The following is a 20,956-nucleotide window of genomic DNA, read 5'->3' as shown; positions in this document are numbered from 1 at the left end:
AGCAAACTCTATTTTCTTTGATTAACCATTCGAGCCATGTGGTTTCGCTCAATGTGATCACTAATTGCCGGCCTAAAGAGCAAGACCCCAGCTAGAGCCAAAAGCAAGGCAATGACTGCGAGGGCAAATCCACCTGCTCTGGTGGCAAAAGAAAGCAGATCAACCAGCACGACCAATACGATGAGTGCCAACAATACCCGGCGCGGAGTTTTGCCACCGCGAGGCAGTTGCGAGGTCAGAGCCGCAATGACAACTCCGGCAAAACCGTTAATTCCGCCAATGAACTTCTGATTGTTAATGACAGTTTCTTTTGCACTTTCCGCCACATCATCTGGTCCCGTATAGCCGGCGGTATAGAGGATAAGACCGGTCAGGACCATAAAAGCTGCGGTAACTAAGAGCAGTCCAAAAACGATCTTGAGCATTCGGGGCAGACTGCCATCCTCGGCAGAAGGTTTAAGGATGGGCCGGCGGTTAATATCATCGCCACCGGTAGCGGGTGATGGGAACATGCTAGGCATGGAGGGCTCCGTCGAAAAGCGTGGTTTTTAAGGTTTTGGGGAATCGCTAAGCCATTTAAGGGACTCTTCACTGCGGGAGAGTGCATAGGCCAGGCCAGCGCTGACGCCGATGAGGATCTGGATGCAGCCATCGACGGCATAAAGCGCGATGGGGATATCGAGCCCGCCGGGGGATGCGAAGAAGAGGGTGAGGGTACGCAGAATAAAGAAGAAGCTGAAGATGGTGAGCAGCATAAATGCCGTAGGGGTGCGCTTGGTGTGCTTCCTTACGACCTGCACCATCCACAACAAGATTGCGATAACGATGAGGTTAAACAAGCCCATCACCAGAGCTGCAGCGACAACTGTGGCGTCAACCATGGATTCCGAGAGGCCTTCGGCCTGGGCTTGTTCGGCCGCAACTTCTCTCAAGGCTGAGGGGTCCATGAAGGTCATGATCAGATTGAAAATCTGGTGGATGAATTCCAGTCCGATCATCACTGCCCAGACCTTGAAGAGGAGTCGGAGAGTTTCGCCCATTTTGCCTCCATCACCGGGTGCAGTGGGCTGCTGTGCTTCTCCCGCAGGGCTAGGTGGGGAAGACTTTTTGGGTGTGAGGTTGGGAAGAATACTCATAGGTGTCCTAGTTTAGTGGAGTTGTTTCTAAACTCTGGGCTTAGCGCAGTTTGCGAGCTGCCTCGGTAGCAAAATAGGTAAGGATTTGGTTGGCACCAGCGCGCTTAATGGAGATCAAAGATTCCATCATGACAGCCTCGGTGTTGATCCAACCGTTGAGACCAGCCGCTTGAATCATGGCGTATTCGCCAGAGACTTGATAAGCCGCAACAGGCACTGGGGAGGCCTCGGCAACGCGGGTGAGCACATCCAGATATGGCAGTGCGGGCTTAACCATGACAAAGTCTGCGCCCTCAGCAATATCGAGCTCTACTTCCAGCAGGGATTCGCGCAGGTTGGCAGGATCTTGCTGGTAGGTGCGACGATCGCCTTCAAGGGAGGATCCTACTGCCTCGCGGAAAGGACCAAAGAAGGAGGAGGCGTACTTTGCGGAATAAGCCATGATGGCCACGTCTTCAAAACCAGCGGCGTCAAGTGCTCCGCGGATGGCTGCGATTTGGCCGTCCATCATGCCGGAGGGGCTGACAATGTGGGCGCCAGCCTGTGCCTGTGCGACGGCCATCTGTTGGTAAAGAGGCAAGGTTGCGTCATTGTCCACGATGGCGTTGCCGTGGCGATCAATGCTCACAGCTCCGCAGTGTCCGTGATCGGTGAACTCGTCCAGGCAGGTATCTGCCATGATCATGAGGTCATCGCCGAATTCTTCACGCAGTGCAATAAGTCCCTTGTTGAGTATGCCGTCTTCTGCCCAAGCCTGGGAGCCGGTGGCGTCCTTATCTGATTCCACTGGCACGCCAAAGAGGTCTACACACCGTACACCCGCATCAAGTGCTTCATGGGCAGCCTTGAGCAGGGAGTCCTTGGTGTGGTTAAAAACGCCAGGCATGGAGGTAATTTCGCGGGGCTCAGTGATGCCATCTGCAATAAACATGGGCAAGATGAGGTCTGCTGGACGCAGAGAAGTTTCCGCTACCAATTCCCGCATTGCTGGGTTGCTACGCAAACGGCGTGGGCGACGAATAAGGTGCTGAGAGTAATCATTAAATTCGCTCATGATGGATCCTTCTTTCTCATTCTTTTTTAGGTCTTATCCCATCATAGAGACTGGGGTGAACACGGCAGCTTCCACGCATTTTTAACGCGCTTGCAAACGTGCCTTTGAGGCCGCAATAAACTGATTGCAAAAGCTTTCTAGCTGGCCTTTTTCATAGTCAGGTGAGAAGCGTTTACCCACCACCACAATGGGGCAGGAATATACATGTGAGCCATCTTTAGCTTCGGCGATAATTGCCAGATCGGTGCCATAATCATCGGTGATCACAGCCCAGTCCATGCCGATTTCTTGGCGCAGGAACTCCCCCACCACCACGCCAAACATCTGTTGTAGATCAGTGACATCAAGATCCGGTTGCTGCGCGGCCGATTCCTTATACTGCTCCACCGTGGTTTCAAAGTCTTGGTAAATCTGTGGGGCAGCGAGCGTAAATCCAGCCTCCTGCGCAGTGCGCAAGAGGCTGTCTTTCCATGCGTTAGTGTCGGCGTCGAGTTGCTGGATGTCCATGGACAACACCCTACTCAAAAACTTCTTTTAGGAAGCTTTACGGCGCCTGCGCTTCTTCCGCGCTGGTGGAAGCTGATCGATAGCACGCAAATGAGCCACATGCTCTGCGAGTGCATCAATTAGTTCCGGTACCTCGGCAACCTCTGGAATGACATCAACACGCAGACCCAACTCTTCTGCAGTTGCTGCCGTCATTGGTCCAATACATGCAATGATGGTGCGCTGATGTGGCTTTCCAGCAATGCCAACGAGGTTCTTTACCGTCGAGGAAGAGGTAAAAGCCACGGCGTCAAAACCACCGGTTTTGATCATGTCGCGAATTTCAGCGCTGGGAGGAGCAGCACGCACTGTGCGATACGCAACCACATCCTCTACTTCCCAGCCAAGTTCGCTGAGCCCATCAACCAAGACATCGGTGGCAATATCCGCACGTGGCAAGAGCACGCGTCCGACGGGGTCAAGTTCTTCCACATATTCAGGGAAGACGTCGACCAAGCCCTTTGCGTTTTGACGATTCCTCGGTGGCAAAAGCTCAGGAGTGATGCCCAGCGCACGGATCTCCGCAGCGGTCTTTTCACCAACGGCGGCAATGCGCACACCGGCAAAAGAGCGGGAGTCTAGTCCGAACTCGGAGATCTTATCCCACACTGCCTTAACGGCATTTACGCTGGTAAGCACTACCCACTGGTAGCGGCCTTCCACAATTCCCTTAACTGCACGTTCCATCTGTGCCGGGTTGCGTGGAGGCTCCACCGAAATGGTGGGTACTTCCATTGGAATTGCGCCGTGGCTGCTTAGGCGCTCGCTCATCGATGCTGCCTGGTTTTTAGCGCGCGGAACAAGCACACGCCAACCATAAAGTGCGCGGTTTTCCCACCAAGAATACTTGGCTCGATCATCTACACCTTTTCCAAGGGTAATAACCAAAGGTCCGGCGAGTTCACCATCAAGTTTGGCCAGGCCTGCCAAGGTGGTGTCATAGGTGCGCTGCAGGCGAGTGGTGCCATGCGCAGTCACGGACACTGGAGTATCCATTGGCATATTGCGGGTTTTCAGCTCATCAGCAATGCGGCCCAAATCCTGCTCACGAGCCTGCAAAACCAAAGGCTGAGGTGCATTAACTAGTTGATCCCAGTCAATATCCACACCGTTGACATCAGTTTCGGTATAGGTAGAGCCCAACGCAATGCCCGCAAAAGCAGGAACGGTTGCCGGCAAAGACATACCGGGAACTACCTGGAACTCAAATCCTGCTGCAGAAACAGCAGAGATTTCAGCCAAAACTGAATCACTGCTTAAAGGGTTGCCGGTTACTAGGCGAATGACATCTCCGCCATGGGAAAGTGCTTCTTGGACCAGTTTCACGATTTCTGCTGGATTAGATTCCGCAACCTCTACGATTTCCGCAGCGGTGGGAGGCGCAGGACGTGCTGGTTTTCGACGGGCACCGGCTTCTTTGGCAGCAATGCACATGGCTTCATATGCATCTTCTGCTTCCTGAACTTTATCTTCAGGAACTGGGATTTCCGTTGCTACAAAAGCACGCACTCCCTCAAGTACTTGTTCATCAGTAATTGCCCGAACAGTATTTCCAAGTACTTCGCGCGCACGAACCGTCAGCAGATCTGGATTACCGGGTCCTGCTCCAACAAAAATGACCTTGCCTGGAAGCAGCTCTTCGGCTTGTTCATCATGCATCGCAACAGGACGCAATTTTCCTGTTACGGGCGTTTCAACCCCGGAGGTCTCGGAAACCTGGCTGGTTTCGATCCCGCTGGTATCAGCCATTTCGGCCTTTTGGGCGATAGTCATCAATATCTTTTCTAGTTCTTGTCTCGAAAGCGACCAACATGCATCATCAACAAGAAAAAGCCGAATCTGAAGATCCGGTTTGCACAGAAGTTGATGATGCACACTGACCGCATCCGGATGAGGACGTAACTGGTCGGCGCACAATTTCACACTCAACATAAATGCAGCTATCTGTAATGATTTCCGCCGGCATGGTCATAAGTGACCACCCTCAAGTTGAGTGTTTAACGTGTGGTATATACACGATAATTCAGTGAAGCCGTTTTAGGAAAACCGCTGCCAGCGCTGCTAATATCAAACGCCTTTTTCACCCCTTGCATTAGGTCCCCAATTTTTTACATCTCCGCAGGTCCATGGCACTAGCATCCCGTCACTCAGGAGTCATATGCCATTTAGGCCACACTCCCCTCCCACCTTGGAAGGCTAGGCCTCTTTTCACCATATGAGACAAGGAGTTCACAAACCTCTGGTATACAAGGGCTCATGTTCGGAAATAAAGACGTAGAAATCCAGTCCCTCAAACTAAGAATCAGCGCTTTAGAAGAAACGGTTGCCCGTCAGCAGCAACTGCTCGAACAATTGCTTGAAGCAGGTGACCTCAAACCGAGTATTCCGCAGTCCCTCCTGCCACAGCGATCAGCCCTCCACCCAGAAGTCCAGGCGTTATTGAAAGCAGGCAAAGAAATTGCCGCTATCAAGCGACACCGTGAAATAACCGGTGTCGGTTTGAAGGCGGCAAAGGATGCTATCGATCGAGAAAAGCCACTGCACAGTTGGAGCAGCTAGAGCGACAGGAAGGTCTCGCGCATCCGGCTAGCATCTGCTTCCAGGCCAGTGAAAAGACCGAAAGCATCAACAGCTTGGTAGATCGCCATGCGGGTGCCGTCGAGAGTTTGGCAACCAAGAGCCCGTGCCGTAGCCAGAAGCTCGGTTTCAATAGGCATATAAACAACATCGGCAACCCAATGTGCTGGGGTCAGGCATGCGGTATCAAAAGCTGTTCCCGGATGTGCCAACATTCCCATGGGAGTTGCATTGACCACGCCATCTGCCTGGGCAATTGAAGTTTCAATTCCGCGCGCATCCACTCCGCGAACAGCCTCGCGGCCAATTGCCTTATTAATTTCCGCTGCCAGAGCTTCTGCGCGGGTGGAATCAAGATCGGCAACCAGCAGCTCTCTTACGCCATGAGTCACCAAAGCATAGGCCACTGCATTGCCCACTCCACCGGCACCAACCTGAACCACGGTATCCATTTTTGCCTGTGGTAGGCCTTCTTCAAGTCCACGTGCAAAGCCGGTGACATCGGTGTTATGGCCGGTGGTACGGCCCTCTGGAGAAATCACCACAGTATTAACCGCGCCTAGTTGCTGAGCTTGTTCCGAAACTTCATCAAGCAGCGGCACAATGGCTTGTTTAAAAGGATGTGTGATGTTCAGGCCATTAAATCCAAGGGCGAGGGCTGCGTCGAGAAGCGTCTTTAGCTCGCGCCCACTGGCGCGTTTGCCCCGGGTATCAATGCGGCGGTAGACGGTCGCCGCCCCGTGTGCCAGGCCTTCGGCCTCGTGCATTGCGGGGGTGCGGGAGAGATCGAGGCCTTCTCCGATTAGGCCGAGGAGAATGCTGTCGCGGTTCATAAATAGAGTCCTCTAGAGATTATTGAGTGCGCTGGGCCAAAAGATCCACGGCATAGCGGTAGCCCTGGATTCCGGCGCCGGCAAAAACGGCAATGGCTGCCAAAGAAATATAGGAATGGTGGCGGAATTCCTCGCGCGCATGGGGATTACTAATATGCACCTCAACAGTGGGCAGGTCAGAAGCCTTAACTGCATCCAACAAAGCCACTGAAGTGTGGGTAAGACCGCCGGGATTAATTACACAGCCCAGATGAGTTTCGCGTGCTTTGTGCAGGGCATCAATGAGATCGCCTTCGTGATTGCTTTGCAGGGCATCAATTTCAAGGCCATGCTTGGCGGCTTCTGCAGTGGCCAATGCAACAACGTCGTCCAAGGTGTCATGCCCATAAATATCTGGTTCACGCTTGCCCAACATGTTGAGGTTTGGTCCATTAAGCAGCAAAATTTTTCCGGGCATTAATTTTCTTTCCTTAGGTTGTGGGGGTGGGTTTATTTAGGTCCTATTTCGGCCCTATTTAGGTATCCCGCGCTCAGCATCTCTGACTTTACGATACTGCGCAGCCAATCGAACCGGCGCGTTTGTTTCACCCCAACCTGCAAATCCCCCGCGGCGCTCAACCACCTCAAAAAACATGGTGCCCAAGGTCAGCGTATAAAAATGCAGGTATTCGCCCTGGTCATCGCGATCATAAAGGAGGCTATTTTCCCGCAACTGCGCCAAAAATTCCGCATCCAAATCAAAGCGCGCTTGAAGATCCTCGAAGTAATTCTCCGGAACCTCCAAAAACTGCAGGCCACGCTTCCGCGCACGCTGCGCAACCGCCACAATGTCATCGGTGGCAAAGGCGATGTGCTCAGGATAAGCCGCATCCAAAAATGCACCCTGCTCACCATCCTCCGGCGCCGCACTCAACAAGAGCCGCACCGCATCATTCGGCGAGCGCATCACCTCATTGCGCACCAACCCAATCGGGCTCGGAAACTCGTCCTGACCATGGGATTCCAAGGCCATCAAGGAGGTATAAAACAGCACCGCCTCGTCATAATGCTGCCATGGTTGCGCCAAATTTACATGGTCAATGCCCCCGATTAAAGAAGCTTCCAAATCATGCTTATCGACGCCGAACTCGCCCAGCCACGCGGCCGCCCCATCGGGGCTCGGACCCGAAAAATAGATTTCTATGCCATCAGGGGAATAAACACCTTTAAGGTCAGCTTCATCTGCTTGCCTATCCCGCTTAATGGTTTCCGCCTGCAGGAGTTCCGCTCGCGCGTGGGCTGCTTGTGGATCGGACGTTGCAAATCCCATGGCACTAAGTGTGGTGGGCGCACCTGTGGGTCCACGATCACAAATGACAATTTTGACTTCACCCTGGGTCCACAGTTGAAAATCTTGTTTGCTGCGATGATGCCCGCCCAAACGGAATCCCAATTGGTGCAATACCCGAATGGTTTCCCCGAGTCGCCCGGTTTCGATCTCCAAGAAATCAAATCCACTTGGCTCCGCCACCTCAGGGAGAGGCTTCAGCTCAAGATTATTAATTCTTTCTGCTGCCGGAAGCGCCCGCCATGTTTGATCCTCCAGCCAGCGCAAAGAGCGCAGTCCATCAATGGCGGTGCGATGAACATTGGCCTTGCGGAAAGAATCATTAAAGATCTCCAAGGACACCGGCCCTTGATATCCCGTCCGGGTGAGGTGCACCATGAACTTCACCAGGTCAAAATCACCTTCACCAGGGAAAACCCGATGATGGCGCGACCAAGACAAAATATCCATGCTCAGCTTCGCCGCATCAGCCAGCTGCACAAAGAAGATCTTCTCCCCTTTGATCTGCTCCACTGCATCAGTGTCCCAGCCGCGGGAAAGAATATGGAAAGTATCCAAACAAGTACCGACCGCTGGATGATCTACCTTATCCACAATCGCATGGGCATGTTCAAAGTCATTAACAAACTTGCCCCAGGCAAGGGCTTCATAGGCGATTTTCACACCATATTGCTGAGCTAAATCTCCCGCCCGGCGAATCTGCTGCACAAAGAGCTCATCATCATTGATCGTGGCTGTGCCCACATTTGAGCACAGGAGGATGGTGTCAATACCGAGCCTTTGCATGAGCTTAAACTTGGCCTCCAGCCTGTGGAGATTCTGCTCAAACTTTTCCTCCGAAACTCCCTCAAGATCCCGGAAAGGCTGATAAAGATCCAGGCTAAGGCCTAATTCCGCAGCTCTTTGCCTAATCTGCTCAGCCGAATGTGGCGATACCACCAGATCCTGCTCAAAAATTTCTACCCCATCAAAGCCGGCATCTGCCGCTGCTCGCAGCTTCTCTGCCAGGGTTCCTGACAGACATACCGTTGCGATCGACATCCGCATTAGCGCACAAGCTCCTTCTCTTCCCGTGCCAAGTGGAGTTCATCAATTTCATCAAGGGTAAGCGACTTAGTTTCCTTTGCCGTAAAGGCTGCGATAGCCGCGATTACACAAGCAGCTCCCACGAAGACCGAAACGCGAAGCCAATTATCGCCCTCTGCTCCAGCGAGGTAGGAAGCGATAACCGGCACAAAACCGCCGGACACCGCAAAGCCGATCTGAGTTCCCAAAGCCAGGCCAGTCACGCGCACCGCAGTTGGGAACATCTCCGCATAAAATGCTGGCCACACCGCATTAGACATGGAATACAGCAGACCTGACATGAGAATTCCCATGAGGAAAATCATGGTCCAATTTCCGGAATAAATAGCGCCCAAGTAACCGTTCATTGCGAGCCCGGCGCCCAGAGCACCAAGAACAAACACAGTGCGACGTCCAATGCGATCCGCCAAAGCTCCGGATGCTGGAATTGCGAGCAGCGCAATCAAGTTGGCAACCACTGGAACCAGCAGCATTGTCGAGCGATCCATCCCCACAATATTGGTGGCAAAAGACAGCGACCAGACCGTAAAGACCACATTCACCGAATTGATCATCGCAGCCACCGCGACACGTGCCACTGCAGCCTTATGGAAACGCAAGGTCATCGCTAGTGGTGAAGGTCCCTTGACAGCATTTCCAGCAGCTTGTGCCTGCTGTGCTTCGCGGAATGCTGGTGGTTCTTCCAGTCCGCGACGAATCAAGAACGCGACCAAAACCACTGCTGCAGAAAGCCAGAATGGAACGCGCCATCCCCAGCTCATCAAGGCGTCTTCGCTCAGGAAGAGGGTGAAAGGGATAAACACCGCGGTAGCCAACAGAGTTCCAAATTGGGTTCCATGCAGGGTCCAGCTGGCGGTTAATGCGCGCTTGTCTTCCGCAGCGTGTTCCAGTGAAACTGAAATTGCGCTGGACTGTTCACCCGAAGCTGAAAGGCCTTGGATCACTCGGCACAACACCAAAAGTGCTGGTGCTAAGTAACCAACCTGATCAAAGGTGGGCAGACATCCCACTGCAAAGGTGGATCCACCAATAAGAAAGAGGCAGAGCATCAGGACAAATTTGCGACCATAACGGTCACCCAAAGGTCCCATAATCAAAGCTCCCAAGGGGCGCACCACATAGGCGACACCCACGGTTGCCATAGCAGCGAAGATTGCTACTCCGGGAGCAGTGTCTTTAGGGAAGAAGAGCTGGTTAAGCACCAATGCTGCGGCAGTTCCATAAACCGCAAAGTCATAGTATTCAAGTGCGGAGCCAATCCAACTTGATAGAGCTGCTCTTTTAGGGGTTTTGGCGAGTACCGGCGCATGCGCTGCAGTCTGGCTCTGTTGAATCATCAATGATCCTTTTCAAAGTTTGAGATATTCATGTCACATCAAGTTAGGCTTATGACCTCTAAGGAGAAGAATAAGTAGTTGTGACCTATAGTATAAATGCATAAAATGGAAATGTACTATGCATTTTGCACATACCCACAGAGAGTTATGCAGCAAATGAACCTTGACCAGCTGAAATATTTTCTAAGCGTGGCTCGCATTGGCCAAATTAACCGAGCAGCTGAAGAGCTATTAATTTCACAACCTGCACTCAGTCGCCAAATAACCGCTTTGGAAGATGAGGTTGGAGCTCCATTATTTCTGCGCCATTCTCGGGGCGTTTCCCTTACCAAAGCTGGCGAAATCCTCAGAGATGAAGCCAGAGAAATCCTTAACCGCATGCAAACTGTTGTTGATGAAATTCAATCCGGCGAACACCTCATCACCAGCATCAAGATCGGAGTTCCCCCTGGAATCCCCATCTCTTGGCTGCGTCAAAGGCTCGAAACCATCGAAACCACCGCACGGATTTCACTCATCGAATCCCCCACCGATGAACAATTAGAGCTGCTCGCACAACATCGTCTCGATATCGCCCTGTGCCGACACCAAAGTGAAGCCTTTGCCTCACAACTAGTTTTTCAACAAAAACTCGGCATTGTCCTGCGTGCAGGCTCCGCCCTTCAGCGCCGCTTAGCCGATAAACCCACCGCAGCGCTCGATGATCTTGAAGGCCTGCGAGTGATGGCCCATTCTCGAGGCGAAGTGCGCATACAAGAAGAAATCCTCAAAAATGCCATGCTCGCAGCGGGTGTAAACGCAACCTGGATTTTCCGCAAATTTGGTCAATACAGCCCGCTCATTGCCGACCTTGACCATGCCGACGTTGCACTTACAACTCACGCCTCAGCACATATGAACTTCCCCGATTGGGAATGGAAACCTATTGCCGGAGAAGACGCCTCCGGCAATGATCTAGTTGTTCGCACCTGGCTGACCTGGAATACTCAACCCTCCCCCGAGGTCAAAGCCCTAGTGCAGAAAATTATCGACAATCCAATTCTTGGACAAGACTAAGCCTGGTCAATAGCTGCTACAAACTCCTCAAGATCACCAGGATTGCGGGAAGTAATCAACTTCCAATCGCCGGTATTACACACCTTCACTGGCACATCGCTCCAATGAGCACCCGCATTTTCCAGATCAGTCTTGACACTGATATAAGACGTCAGATTCTTCTCGGGAGCGAGGGTTGCGTCGATAAGCACCCAGGGGGCGTGGCAGATAGCCGCAACCGCGCGGCCGCCCGCTGCTTGCGCCTTGAGGATCGCCTGGATATCGCTGTTGATGCGGGCCTGATCGGCGTTGACGGTACCGCCGGGCAGCACCACTACATCAAATTTCTCGGCGCCAACCTCTTGAATCGTGGCATCCGCTGGGAAAACCAGATCCCAGTCCTTATCTCCGACCACTGTTTGCACGGGATTTCCGGTAGGAGTTGCCACCGTAACCGTGTGGCCAAGTGCCTTGAGCTTTTCCACCGGGACTGTCAGCTCATCGCGCTCAGTTCCAAATTCGGTTGAAATAACAAGAATATTCTTAGACATTTTTCTCCTTAATTCTCCTGAAAACTCTTTGAACTTTCTGGTTCGTTACCGAGGCCGAGTGTACCTACTTTTGGATTTTCGGCGAGCAGCCGAGCGAGGTTTGCCAGGTTTTAGCTAACAGTGGCGAGCTCGCGGGCATAACGCTGCGCATTTGGGGTAGAGATAACAATGCGATCAATGCTGACATTTTCCAGCTCAATGACCAAGCCCGGCTCATTTTTGCGGCATACCGAGAACTCATTCTCACAGCAGGTCTCATCAACTTTCTCAGCTGTATAAGCGCGGGTTCCCGCTACAAAAATGCCTGGAATTCGGGTACGGCCAGCCCTCTTTTGCGGAATGTCAACTGCGTCGATGACATTGTCTACCACTTCGACATGCCGAATTGCGCGACGCGGAATAGTCAAATGGCTGCGCCGTGCGCCAATCTTCTCCCACCAGGAGAGATGCACGGTGACATTGTTTTTATTGATTTTTAGTTCAGCCACGACGACTAATTCTCTTTTCTGCCGACATCTCAGGATTTTTGATAAATTCCGCGAAAGTCTCGGCGTCTCTGACTTTTAATCAATTCTGGCACGACTTAGTCCACTGAACCTGGCAGAAACGTAAATATTGCTGAAAAAAATCTTAAATCGTAGGTAATTTACTTATTTCCTGGTGTTTGCAGGGGACGCTCGGACGCTTTCCACAGGGCAGGGACACATATTAGGCACCACAAAGCCGAGCCGATTAAAGGCGTCGATTTTTCGCAAACGAGTTTGGGTATAGCCAAGCGCTTTTCAAGGGCTTAGAATGGCGCACAGCGAGGGTTGTTTTTCATGCCCAAGAGAGTTTTATTCACAAAGTGTGCCAGATTCTACAAAAAGCTCCAAGGTGGTCCCCTTTTTGTAGGGATAGGCACAGATCAAGGCCCCTTTTTGTGCCAGAACCTACAAAATGGAGCACCCCACTCCCGTTTTTGTAGGTTTACGCACACTTTTTCGTTTCCTGGAGCCAACTCGGGCCCAACCCGGGCCCAATCCGGGCCCAATCCGAGCCACAACCCAGCCCGAACCGGAGCCAAGCCCAAACCGCAGCCCCAAAACTAAAGTAGCTCCGCTGCGCCTTCTTCAATGAGGTGCTGGGCCACTAGTTCGCCAAGCTCCTCGGGCTGCGCGCCATCTCCTTCAGCGGTGTAAACGAGCTGCATGGAGCCGTCGAGCGCAAAAACGCCAGCAGTCAAGGTCATGGTGTCACCAGTGTATCCGCCAAGGGTGGCATGCGCGGCTACTGGAGCAGTACAGCCTGCTTCCAACCTATTGAGCACGGTGCGTTCTGCAATCGCGGAGACGTAGGTGTCGGCATGCATGAGCATATTAAGGGCCCGCACAGTCTCGGTATCGTCGACACGGCACTCAATGGCCAGTGCGCCCTGCGCAGGAGCTGGCATGATGACCTCGGGATCAAAAACCTGGGTCGCGCGGTCTTGCATGCCAACGCGACTAAGCCCTGCATAGGCAAGCATTACGGCGTCGAGTTCGCCGGAGGTCACTTTGCCCATGCGGGTATCGATATTTCCGCGCAGTGGCAAAATCTCCAGGTCAGGACGCAATGCTCGGAGTTGAGAAACACGTCGTGGCGCAGAGGTACCCACCATGGCACCTTGTGGCAGCTCAGCAAGGGTAAGGCCATCGCGGGCAATGAGCGCCTCGCGGGCATCTGCACGCTGAGGCACCACGAGGTGGAAACGTGGGTCGGCAGCGGTTGGAAGATCCTTCATGGAGTGCACGGCAATATCGCATTCGCCGCTTTCCAGCACATCGCGCAGCGCTTGGGTAAATACGCCAACGCCGATGCGTTCTACAGGGGACATATTGAGATCGCCAGGGGTGGTGACAATATGTAGTTCCGCGTCGCGACCAAAGTATTTGAGCTGGTCACGCATATGGCCAGCCTGGGTGGTGGCTAGTTTTGATCCTCGAGTACCAATTTTTAAGGTCATGTCACTCCCTATTTTTGTGATGTCGCTGGTGAGTTCACAAAGGCGACGATACCCGCATCAGGCAATTCCGAGGCGTTGACGGAGGTCGTGGATGGCGCGGCGGTGCTGATGACCGCTTCCAAACCAAAGAGTTCCTGCAGCGCAGAATCATAGGAGACGGTGCCAGAGCGGGCTGCCAGTTCCTTTACCCGCACCGTGGGTTCATGTAGAAGCTTGTCGACGACACGACGCACCGTTCGGCTAACCTCGGCCCAATCATCATCAGAAATGCCCGGCGCGCGCTGGCGCAGGCGCTCTAGTTCTTCGGTTCCAACATCGGCAGCTTGTTTGCGCAGTGCAGAAACAGCTGGGACGATATCGCGAATGCGCTGCTCAGAGGTGAAAGCTTCAAGTTCTTCGCGCACAATTGCCAAGGCATCTGCTTCGCGCGGAGAATTTGCGGTGGGATCTTCCCTATTGGACTTGTGCAGTCTTTCAATATTGACCAGGTCAACACCGGGGATCTCGGTGCAGGCATCGTCAATATCGCGCGGCATGGAGAGGTCTACCAGCATCAATGCAGCGTCAACAGGAATATCGCTGGGCTTGATGGTGAAGTCATCGGCTCCGGTGGCGGAAACCACCATGTCCACGCGGTTGAGCACAAAGGCGCGGTCTTCAAAGTCAATAACTTCTGCCGGAACCCCAGCTTCTTCAGAGTGCTCTGCCATGCGTTCTGCACGTTCGCGGGTGCGGTTGGCCAGCACAAGTTTGTCGATACCAGCCTTGCCGAGGTGAGTGGCGGCCAGGGAGCTCATAGCTCCAGCACCAAGCACGACGGCAGTTTTACCAGCTAGTGGCTTATCCTGAGCAGGATCGATGCCCATTTGAGTCAATGCCTGATCAATGGCAAAGGACACCATGGAAGCGCCAGCGTCGTCAATATTGGTTTCGGAGTGCACGCGCTTGCCGGTATGTAGCGCAGTTTGCGCCAAAGAGTGCAGTGCAGGTCCGACGGATCCGGAGGCACTTGCTGCCTGATAGGCGTTGCGCACCTGGCCAATGATCTGCTGTTCACCAACCACCATGGAGTCCAGGCCGGAGGTCACAACCAGCATGTGTTCGGCAGCGGCGTCAGCGTAGCGGACATAGAGGTAGCCGCGGAGGGTTTCGATATCTACACCGCTGACCTCATGCAGGACCTCGACAACATCATTAACACCGGTGTGGAAGCTATTGGTTACGGTGTAGACCTCCAGGCGGTTACACGTGGAGACAATCATTGCCTCCGACAGTGAGGCGCGCCCCAGCAATGCCTGTGTAGTTTCACTACGAACCGAATCGTCCATACTTAGACGCTCGAGGAGCGCCACCGGTGCCGACCTGTGGGACATTCCCACAATGAGCACACTCACCATTCCACCCGACTTTCAACGGAGTTGTTGATCCACCAAAAGAATGAATCTTTGTTATTTAATTCAAAGTAGCGTTCAATCGCGGTCATCACAACAAAGCATTGGCTAAGTCGTCATTATCAACTTCCCAGGCTGAGAACTCTTCATCATCAACCAAAATGACAGGAACGCGATCACCAAATTCGATTTTTAAGGCTGGATCTTGATCTACATTGCGTTCTTGCAGCTCAATCCCAGCAGCTTCCAACACCGGCAGGATCTGAGCTTTTACCCGCGCACAGGAACCGCAGTTATCGCGCACAATAATGTCCACGGTATGTGATCTTGGTTCTAGTGACACTGGAATGCGCTGCCCTTCTTTGAATATTGATGCCCTCTGCAAGCAGAGGAATCCCAAAAGCCTTACCATGGATACGATACTCACTTCGGCCAATAACACCATTCAGAGCCTCTAGTTAAGGCCTCAGCTTGGTGACCTTGGCCACATTCGCTTAGCGTTGTTATCCACGCGGCACAGGGAAGGTTTTAGTCATCTCATGAGCTCCGACAGCACCACTGGCAATTGGGATTTTGAAACGGTCGGCACTCCTGAAGATTTCCTCTCCAGCTGGAGCTCAACCCGCGGAAATTTAAGACGCTTTTTAGAAGACCATGCAATTCCGCCTGTCGACGAAAAGACCCAGCGTCTGGCCGGAGAGGCCGCGGCCGCCCAGGCGGTCGCCTCAATTTATGGCATGGATCTCAATGATTTCCATGCCGGTGTGGATTCTGTCACCGGAGCAATTGAAGCCGCTGGCGCTTTTCACATCAGCTCCCCCGATCCTGATGTCCCCCAAGATATTGGTGCAGCTGCCTTCTTTGATGTGGATAACACTCTAATTCAGGGTTCTTCGCTCATTGTTTTTGCGCAGGGTCTGTTCCGCAAGAAGTTCTTCACCGTGAATGAAATTTTGCCGGTGATCTGGAAGCAGCTGAAGTTTAAGGTCACCGGCTCCGAAAATGCCGAGGACGTTGCCCGTGGCCGTCTACAAGCGTTGGAGTTTATTAAAGGTCGCTCCGTGGCGGAACTGGTGGAGCTCTGCGAGGAGATTGTCGATAACCACATGGCAGAGAAGCTCTGGCCCGGCACCAAGCAGCTTGCTGATATGCATATCGCCGCCGGCCATCAGGTGTGGTTAGTATCTGCCACCCCGGTGCAATTGGCGCAGATTCTGGCCAAGCGCCTGGGCTTCACCGGCGCAATCGGTACTGTCGCCGAGGCCAAGGATGGCGTATTTACCGGCCACCTAGTGGGAGATATCCTGCACGGGCCCGGTAAGCGGCATGCAGTCGCTGCCCTGGCTTCTATTGAGAAACTGGATCTCGCGCGCTGTACGGCCTATTCAGACTCGATTAACGATCTCCCTATGCTCTCTATGGTGGGCACCGCAGTGGCTGTTAATCCGGACAAGAAATTGCGAGCAGAGGCACAAAAACGTGGCTGGGCGGTGCGCGATTTCCGCAGCCTGCGTAAAGCTGCCCGCGCTTATGGCTTGCCAGCGCTTGCAACTGCGGCTTTTAGTGTCACTGGCTGGCGTTTACGTAATCGCTGGAAATAAAAATACCGCCTGCACACTCGGAAAGAGTGTGCAGGCGGTATTGTGCGCAAGATTTACTTGCCCAATTTTCTACGCTGAACGCGAGTACGGCGCAGCATCTTACGGTGCTTCTTCTTGGACATGCGCTTGCGGCGCTTCTTGATGACAGAACCCATTACGGTTTCCCTCGCTTAGATAGATGTTGTACGTACAAACCTGCCAGCACTTGTAGCCGAAGTGCACTTTCGGAGGTACACCCCCGGAGTTTCCGCGATGGTTAATCCAAGGGTGTGCGCTGGCACGATTGTTCTATCTTACATTTAAGGCCTATAAGCACCAAAAATCGGTACTACCTAAAAGAAAAACCTCCCTAGGAAGCTGCCGGAATTTAGTTCCGAAAACTACCTAAAGAGGTCTTCTAGAAAAGGCATTGATGCCGTAGGTGGATTTATCCAGCCTCATAAAAGGAGGAATCCAAGTACTCATTAACAGCCTTTTCGTGAACGCGAAATGAACGTCCCACGCGAACCGCTGGCAACTCACCGGAGTGAACTAGCCGATAAACAGTCATCTTGGATACGCGCATAATCTCCGCGACCTCAGCAACCGTCAAAAAGGTTCCATTATCTTCTCTAGCCATAAATATCATTACCCTTCAGCAAAGTGCGCGCTGCAGGCTTCCCCTCCCGCAGTAGGATCACGCTTTTGCCTGGTTCAGCTTAGCGTGAATTTTGTTATTAGTGCGACAAAAGTGGCTTAAACACGCGGAAGATTCCCCCGGGACACAAAGTGACTGATGTGAAAGTCCAGCTCAGCTGCTTGGGGTAGAAAAATCGTTTTCTGCAAATTCACCCCAAGCAACGGACCAATAACAAGCCAATAACGTTATTGCTTGCCTAATTCCGCAGAGCGCTCAGCACACTTTTGGGCCGCGCGATAGAAGGCTCCACGCAAGCCGCTCTCCTCCAGTTCGCGGATCGCAGCCACGGTGGTACCAGCTGGTGAGGACACTCCAGCACGCAACACAGCGGGCTCTGTGCCGGTTTCTGCCATCATGGTGGCAGCCCCCTCAAAAGCTGCAACCGCAAGCGCCTTGGCGGTTGCACGTGACAATCCCAGGTTGACCCCGGCGTCGATAAGCGCCTCTGTTACCAGGAAGAGGTAGGCGGGTGAAGATCCGGACATTGCGGTGACGGCGTCGAGGTCGGATTCGGAGACTTCCATGACCTGGCCCACGGTGCCGAGCAATTCCTTAACCTGCTCGAGCTGCTCGGCGGAAACGTGGCGGCCGCCGGTGACGGTGCTCATGCCCTTGCCCACCAGCATGGGGGTATTTGGCATCACGCGCACAACAGGCAGGCCGGCAGATGCGGTTTCTTCCATGGCGCCGATGCTGATGCCGGCAGCCATGCTGACTATCACACTTTGTGCGGAGTTGTTGTCAAGGGTTGCGGAGATTTCAGAGATGACGTCCAGAATGCCCTTAGGCTTGACGCAGAGAAAGACCACGTCGGCTTCATCAACTGCCTGGGCGTTATCAGTGAGATTGACGATGCCATAACGCTCATGCAGTTCTTTGCCGCGTTCTTCATTGCGGTTGGTTACTCGAATATTCGATGGGTTGGCGTTTGCTGCGACCAAACCGGAGACCAAAGCCTCGCCAATCTGACCGCCACCAATTACAGCAATATTTGTCATGTCCCCCACACTGCCACTAACCACCCCAGTTGTGCAGCGTTGGGGGTCTAATTACATGACAATTGCCAGCGGGCCGAAGGTCATAACCAGACCAACAACACCGGCAAGCACCATGCTAAAACCATCGCGTGAGGTGCGAAGAGCATGAATCATGCCCACCATGCCCAAGGTCACAGCGATTGCCAGCACAGCTACCAGCCAATTATCCAGACGCTCCCAGAGCATCTCAAAACACATAAATACAACGACGCCCAAAACCACGCCCACAATAGCCATGAGGATGATGGCGAAGATAGACATCTTGCCTTCAGCGCTCTCTTCAGCCTCGTCTACCTCTACTGCCTCATGAGTATCGGTAATGGCAGCCATTTGCGTGGTTTCGGAAGGATCTGCTGGCTCCGGGGCAAAATCGACAGCCGCTGCTTCCTCGGCGTCCGCGCCCGGCGCGGGCTTCACCACAGCTGCTGGCTTCGCAGCCGCAGCCGGTACAACCGGGAAAGCACCGGTGGTCAGGCGGATCGGATCCTTTTCATCAACAATGCTCAAGACCATGGTCTCTTCATTGCTCGGCGCTGGTCGCGCCGGTTGCTCTTTTTGCTTTTCGACGGGCGCTGCCGCCACTTTTTCCTCAGGCGGTGACGCCACGGGGGTTTCGTTGACAAGCTCAGTGTTGGTGGCTGGCGCATCGATTGGCACGGCGGAATGCCTGGACTCCGCGGGCTTTTCCTTAACTGCAGGAATGGAGCCGGTCAGCTCAGCAACTGAAACTCCACCATCTTCAAGACTGCGACGCCTACGACGACGGGGAGCGTCATTGGTGTGCCCTTCTTTGGAGGCACGAGCCATCAGCTCAGCGACTGTGAGTTTTTCTTCGCTCATTTTCGCCAACTCCTTTCCTTAATAATTATTCGAGACCTTTGTCGATCCTGGTGAGAATCGCGCCTTCACGCAGCGCCCATGGACAAATTTCTACCTTTTCAATATCCAACGCACGCATCGCAGCTTCCGCAACTAGAGCGCCCGCCACAATCTGGTGGGAACGATCCGCACTAATGCCTTCCAGCTCAGCGCGGTCGGCAGCAGTCATACGTGAGATGAAGGCAATCAGCTGCCTTAAACCTGGCGCTGTTAGTGTACGGGTGACATGGGGTCCAGCGGAAGACGGCGCCGCACCGGTAAGGCGCGCGAGGGTACGGAAAGTCTTAGAAGTACCCACTGCCACTCGTGCTGGGCCCAAGGTACGCATCTGACGAGCGGGGTCTGCAAGCTCTGCATCAATATAATCGCGCAGCAGGTTGATTTTCTTACGGGCTGGTGGATCGGTATCAAACCAATTGTGGGTCAAACGGCCAGCGCCCAGGTCTAGGGAGAAAGCCATATCGGGGGATTCATCAGTGCCGGAGGAGAGCTCCAGCGAACCGCCACCAATGTCCAGGTTGGTGATTCTGCCTGCTGACCAGCCATACCAGCGGCGTACCGCCAAGAAGGTCAAGCGTGCCTCATCCTCGCCGGAGAGGATGTCCAGGCGCACGCCCGTTTCCTTTTCCACATGATCAAGCACTGCATCACCATTGGTGGCTGAGCGCACGGCGGAGGTAGCAAAAGGCATCAGCTCAGCGCAGCCCAGCGTTTTTGCCAGATCTGCAGCCTCTGCCACCGCAGCGGTCAACTTGGTAACACCTTTTTCTGAAATCGCTCCATCGGCATCGAGGAGCTCAACCAGACGCAAAGGCGTACGCCAATTGCTCATCGGGGTTGGGTGTCCACCGGGACGCGCATCTACTGCAACTAGGTGGACAGTATTGCTGCCCACATCTAATACACCTAATCTCACACTTTAAGGTTAGACGGTCTAGGGTGACAAAGTGTGAATCGGCCAAACTCAACTTCAATTTTTTTAGGATTCCCCGAGTCCTCCCCCGCTGCTGTATCTATTCGCTCCGGGGAGGAGCTCGCCCCTGATTTCCCACGTGAATGGTATGAATTCACTGATCCCACAGATCCCGATCATGTTTTTAGTATCGATTTAACGTGGATTGAATCCCATTGGAATTGCACCTTTGGCACCCCCGATTGTTTAGGCATTGATGCTACAAACCCCAGCGTGGGCTGCTGTGTGCATGGCGCATTTCTCTCCGATGAAACCGACCGCGATCAGCTTTATGACGCCGTCGCCTTAATGCCTGCAAAATATTGGCAGCTGCGCCCAACCTCCACTGATTCCTTTTTGGCCTCCGCTGACGGCGTGGCGCTGGAGCCCTGGCTGGAATGGGATGAACTCGATGACGAGGACGGCAACCCCGAACCTGCGCTTAAAACCATCACTGTGGATGGTGCCTGCATCTTTGCCAATCGCAGTGGCTGGGCAACTGGCGCTGGCTGCGCTTTGCACCAATGGGGTGCCGAAACCGGACAAGATCTCACCGTGGTCAAGCCCGAGGTCTGCTGGCAATTGCCGCTGCGCCGCTTAGAGGACTGGGAAGATCGCCCCGACGGCCACCAAATTCTGCGCACCACCATCACTGAATACAATCGCCGTGGCTGGGGTAATGGTGGCGAGGATTTCGACTGGTACTGTTCCACCTCCCCGCGCTGCCACGCCGGCGGAAAACCCATGTGGCAGACCCAGGAAAAAGAAATGCGGGCACTCATGGGCGATGCTTCTTATGAAGTTCTGCGGGGGTATTTGCAAGCCCGCGCAGCAATTCCGGCGCATTTGCGTGCCCAGCATCCAGCAACGGCGGCAGCTTCAGCTTCAGCTAAGGCACTTGAGTAACATCCATGTCCACCCTCGCGGTTAAACTGGGGAGAACCTAAAAAA

The 20,956-nt window shown here is 53.5% G+C and carries 23 protein-coding genes; 4 read left to right on the top strand and 19 right to left on the bottom strand.

Translation table 11 applies throughout. The features are described 5' to 3' along the window. Positions 1-8: 8 nt before the first annotated feature. The 5 genes from SFC07_RS03315 to SFC07_RS03295 form a co-directional block, all read right to left on the bottom strand. On the bottom strand, positions 9-521 hold the full coding sequence (locus SFC07_RS03315; protein ID WP_411206817.1) for a hypothetical protein: 513 nt from the start codon (positions 519-521) through the stop codon (positions 9-11). A 27-nt stretch (positions 522-548) separates the two neighbouring features. Then, on the bottom strand, positions 549-1,136 hold the full coding sequence (locus SFC07_RS03310) for a hypothetical protein (RefSeq protein WP_411206816.1): 588 nt from the start codon (positions 1,134-1,136) through the stop codon (positions 549-551). A gap of 40 nt (positions 1,137-1,176) precedes the next feature. Continuing rightward, complete coding sequence (gene hemB / locus SFC07_RS03305; RefSeq protein ID WP_411206815.1) at positions 1,177-2,190, bottom strand: porphobilinogen synthase; 1,014 nt, start codon at positions 2,188-2,190, stop codon at positions 1,177-1,179. Positions 2,191-2,271: 81 nt separating this feature from the next. Beyond that, positions 2,272-2,697, bottom strand: a complete 426-nt coding sequence (locus SFC07_RS03300) for a DUF3806 domain-containing protein (protein ID WP_411206814.1) — start codon at positions 2,695-2,697, stop codon at positions 2,272-2,274. A 27-nt stretch (positions 2,698-2,724) separates the two neighbouring features. Continuing rightward, positions 2,725-4,509 carry a uroporphyrinogen-III synthase gene (locus tag SFC07_RS03295; RefSeq protein ID WP_411206813.1) on the bottom strand — a complete coding sequence of 595 codons (1,785 nt, stop codon included), beginning with the start codon at positions 4,507-4,509 and terminating at the stop codon, positions 2,725-2,727. Between the two features lie 483 nt (positions 4,510-4,992). On the opposite strand from SFC07_RS03295, the gene SFC07_RS03290 reads away from it, so the two are divergent. After that, complete coding sequence (locus SFC07_RS03290) at positions 4,993-5,295, top strand: hypothetical protein (RefSeq protein ID WP_411206812.1); 303 nt, start codon at positions 4,993-4,995, stop codon at positions 5,293-5,295. On the opposite strand, the gene SFC07_RS03285 is transcribed toward SFC07_RS03290, so the two are convergent. The 4 genes from SFC07_RS03285 to SFC07_RS03270 are packed head-to-tail and all read right to left on the bottom strand — an operon-like array spanning position 5,292 to position 9,896. After that, complete coding sequence (locus SFC07_RS03285; protein ID WP_411206811.1) at positions 5,292-6,146, bottom strand: quinate/shikimate dehydrogenase (NAD+); 855 nt, start codon at positions 6,144-6,146, stop codon at positions 5,292-5,294. The two genes, SFC07_RS03290 and SFC07_RS03285, sit on opposite strands and share 4 nt — an antisense overlap. 19 nt (positions 6,147-6,165) lie before the next feature. Further along, a complete protein-coding gene (gene aroQ, locus SFC07_RS03280; RefSeq protein WP_411206810.1) occupies positions 6,166-6,603 on the bottom strand; it encodes a type II 3-dehydroquinate dehydratase in 438 nt (145 codons plus the stop codon). A 54-nt stretch (positions 6,604-6,657) separates the two neighbouring features. Continuing rightward, positions 6,658-8,520 carry a bifunctional sugar phosphate isomerase/epimerase/4-hydroxyphenylpyruvate dioxygenase family protein gene (locus tag SFC07_RS03275; protein WP_411206809.1) on the bottom strand — a complete coding sequence of 621 codons (1,863 nt, stop codon included), beginning with the start codon at positions 8,518-8,520 and terminating at the stop codon, positions 6,658-6,660. After that, a complete protein-coding gene (locus tag SFC07_RS03270; RefSeq protein ID WP_411206808.1) occupies positions 8,520-9,896 on the bottom strand; it encodes an MFS transporter in 1,377 nt (458 codons plus the stop codon). Before SFC07_RS03270 ends, SFC07_RS03275 begins: the two co-directional genes overlap by 1 nt. Positions 9,897-10,052: 156 nt before the next feature. On the opposite strand from SFC07_RS03270, the gene SFC07_RS03265 reads away from it, so the two are divergent. Continuing rightward, complete coding sequence (locus SFC07_RS03265; protein WP_411206807.1) at positions 10,053-10,952, top strand: LysR family transcriptional regulator; 900 nt, start codon at positions 10,053-10,055, stop codon at positions 10,950-10,952. Here SFC07_RS03265 and SFC07_RS03260 read toward each other — a convergent pair. From SFC07_RS03260 to SFC07_RS03240, 5 genes are all read right to left on the bottom strand, one after another. Further along, the gene (locus SFC07_RS03260) at positions 10,949-11,482 is read right to left on the bottom strand and encodes a DJ-1/PfpI/YhbO family deglycase/protease (protein WP_411206806.1); all 534 of its coding nucleotides are present in this window, start codon (positions 11,480-11,482) and stop codon (positions 10,949-10,951) included. The two genes, SFC07_RS03265 and SFC07_RS03260, sit on opposite strands and share 4 nt — an antisense overlap. 110 nt (positions 11,483-11,592) lie before the next feature. Further along, positions 11,593-11,970 (bottom strand): hypothetical protein, encoded by a 378-nt coding sequence (locus tag SFC07_RS03255; RefSeq protein WP_411206805.1) that lies wholly within the window; start codon positions 11,968-11,970, stop codon positions 11,593-11,595. 599 nt (positions 11,971-12,569) lie between these two features. Continuing rightward, complete coding sequence (hemC, locus tag SFC07_RS03250; protein ID WP_411206804.1) at positions 12,570-13,466, bottom strand: hydroxymethylbilane synthase; 897 nt, start codon at positions 13,464-13,466, stop codon at positions 12,570-12,572. An 8-nt stretch (positions 13,467-13,474) separates the two neighbouring features. After that, the gene (locus SFC07_RS03245) at positions 13,475-14,863 is read right to left on the bottom strand and encodes a glutamyl-tRNA reductase (RefSeq protein WP_411206803.1); all 1,389 of its coding nucleotides are present in this window, start codon (positions 14,861-14,863) and stop codon (positions 13,475-13,477) included. 85 nt (positions 14,864-14,948) lie between these two features. Further along, the gene (locus SFC07_RS03240; protein ID WP_411206802.1) at positions 14,949-15,200 is read right to left on the bottom strand and encodes a glutaredoxin family protein; all 252 of its coding nucleotides are present in this window, start codon (positions 15,198-15,200) and stop codon (positions 14,949-14,951) included. A 196-nt stretch (positions 15,201-15,396) separates the two neighbouring features. Between SFC07_RS03240 and SFC07_RS03235 the strand changes: the two genes are divergently transcribed. Next, positions 15,397-16,458 (top strand): HAD-IB family hydrolase, encoded by a 1,062-nt coding sequence (locus SFC07_RS03235; protein ID WP_411206801.1) that lies wholly within the window; start codon positions 15,397-15,399, stop codon positions 16,456-16,458. A gap of 53 nt (positions 16,459-16,511) precedes the next feature. Here the strand turns inward: SFC07_RS03235 and SFC07_RS03230 are convergent, their stop codons facing one another. The 5 genes from SFC07_RS03230 to SFC07_RS03210 all read right to left on the bottom strand — a co-directional run bounded on the left by SFC07_RS03230 (position 16,512) and on the right by SFC07_RS03210 (position 19,969). Continuing rightward, a complete protein-coding gene (locus tag SFC07_RS03230) occupies positions 16,512-16,613 on the bottom strand; it encodes a 30S ribosomal protein bS22 (protein ID WP_003855542.1) in 102 nt (33 codons plus the stop codon). Positions 16,614-16,885: 272 nt separating this feature from the next. Then, positions 16,886-17,077 carry a helix-turn-helix domain-containing protein gene (locus tag SFC07_RS03225; RefSeq protein ID WP_003855509.1) on the bottom strand — a complete coding sequence of 64 codons (192 nt, stop codon included), beginning with the start codon at positions 17,075-17,077 and terminating at the stop codon, positions 16,886-16,888. Between the two features lie 245 nt (positions 17,078-17,322). Next, positions 17,323-18,135 carry a pyrroline-5-carboxylate reductase gene (proC, locus tag SFC07_RS03220; protein WP_411206800.1) on the bottom strand — a complete coding sequence of 271 codons (813 nt, stop codon included), beginning with the start codon at positions 18,133-18,135 and terminating at the stop codon, positions 17,323-17,325. A 51-nt stretch (positions 18,136-18,186) separates the two neighbouring features. Then, positions 18,187-19,014 (bottom strand): hypothetical protein, encoded by an 828-nt coding sequence (locus SFC07_RS03215; RefSeq protein ID WP_411206799.1) that lies wholly within the window; start codon positions 19,012-19,014, stop codon positions 18,187-18,189. Between the two features lie 25 nt (positions 19,015-19,039). Further along, entirely contained in the window at positions 19,040-19,969 is a 930-nt protein-coding gene (locus tag SFC07_RS03210; RefSeq protein ID WP_411206798.1) for a hypothetical protein, read from the bottom strand. Between the two features lie 33 nt (positions 19,970-20,002). On the opposite strand from SFC07_RS03210, the gene SFC07_RS03205 reads away from it, so the two are divergent. Continuing rightward, the gene (locus SFC07_RS03205) at positions 20,003-20,911 is read left to right on the top strand and encodes a hypothetical protein (protein ID WP_411206797.1); all 909 of its coding nucleotides are present in this window, start codon (positions 20,003-20,005) and stop codon (positions 20,909-20,911) included. Positions 20,912-20,956: the final 45 nt, after the last annotated feature.

Source organism: Corynebacterium callunae (assembly GCF_046592015.1).
Taxonomy (GTDB): Bacteria; Actinomycetota; Actinomycetes; order Mycobacteriales; family Mycobacteriaceae; genus Corynebacterium; species Corynebacterium callunae_A.
The sequence above is the reverse complement of the archived record's forward strand: the minus strand, read 5'-3'. Positions and strand labels throughout refer to the sequence as shown.

Bases quoted from the DNA above. Each gene is read 5' to 3' on its own strand.
- hemB (WP_411206815.1), bottom strand. From the start codon at position 2,190: ATGAGCGAATTTAATGATTACTCTCAGCACCTTATTCGTCGCCCACGC.
- SFC07_RS03290 (WP_411206812.1), top strand. From the start codon at position 4,993: ATGTTCGGAAATAAAGACGTAGAAATCCAGTCCCTCAAACTAAGAATC.
- SFC07_RS03230 (WP_003855542.1), bottom strand. From the start codon at position 16,613: ATGGGTTCTGTCATCAAGAAGCGCCGCAAGCGCATGTCCAAGAAGAAG.
- SFC07_RS03225 (WP_003855509.1), bottom strand. From the start codon at position 17,077: ATGGCTAGAGAAGATAATGGAACCTTTTTGACGGTTGCTGAGGTCGCG.
- SFC07_RS03260 (WP_411206806.1), bottom strand. From the start codon at position 11,482: ATGTCTAAGAATATTCTTGTTATTTCAACCGAATTTGGAACTGAGCGC.
- SFC07_RS03315 (WP_411206817.1), bottom strand. From the start codon at position 521: ATGCCTAGCATGTTCCCATCACCCGCTACCGGTGGCGATGATATTAAC.
- aroQ (WP_411206810.1), bottom strand. From the start codon at position 6,603: ATGCCCGGAAAAATTTTGCTGCTTAATGGACCAAACCTCAACATGTTG.
- SFC07_RS03215 (WP_411206799.1), bottom strand. From the start codon at position 19,014: ATGAGCGAAGAAAAACTCACAGTCGCTGAGCTGATGGCTCGTGCCTCC.
- SFC07_RS03285 (WP_411206811.1), bottom strand. From the start codon at position 6,146: ATGAACCGCGACAGCATTCTCCTCGGCCTAATCGGAGAAGGCCTCGAT.
- SFC07_RS03275 (WP_411206809.1), bottom strand. From the start codon at position 8,520: ATGCGGATGTCGATCGCAACGGTATGTCTGTCAGGAACCCTGGCAGAG.
- SFC07_RS03235 (WP_411206801.1), top strand. From the start codon at position 15,397: ATGAGCTCCGACAGCACCACTGGCAATTGGGATTTTGAAACGGTCGGC.
- SFC07_RS03310 (WP_411206816.1), bottom strand. From the start codon at position 1,136: ATGAGTATTCTTCCCAACCTCACACCCAAAAAGTCTTCCCCACCTAGC.
- SFC07_RS03245 (WP_411206803.1), bottom strand. From the start codon at position 14,863: ATGGTGAGTGTGCTCATTGTGGGAATGTCCCACAGGTCGGCACCGGTG.
- SFC07_RS03295 (WP_411206813.1), bottom strand. From the start codon at position 4,509: ATGACTATCGCCCAAAAGGCCGAAATGGCTGATACCAGCGGGATCGAA.
- proC (WP_411206800.1), bottom strand. From the start codon at position 18,135: ATGACAAATATTGCTGTAATTGGTGGCGGTCAGATTGGCGAGGCTTTG.
- SFC07_RS03265 (WP_411206807.1), top strand. From the start codon at position 10,053: ATGAACCTTGACCAGCTGAAATATTTTCTAAGCGTGGCTCGCATTGGC.
- SFC07_RS03270 (WP_411206808.1), bottom strand. From the start codon at position 9,896: ATGATTCAACAGAGCCAGACTGCAGCGCATGCGCCGGTACTCGCCAAA.
- hemC (WP_411206804.1), bottom strand. From the start codon at position 13,466: ATGACCTTAAAAATTGGTACTCGAGGATCAAAACTAGCCACCACCCAG.
- SFC07_RS03300 (WP_411206814.1), bottom strand. From the start codon at position 2,697: ATGGACATCCAGCAACTCGACGCCGACACTAACGCATGGAAAGACAGC.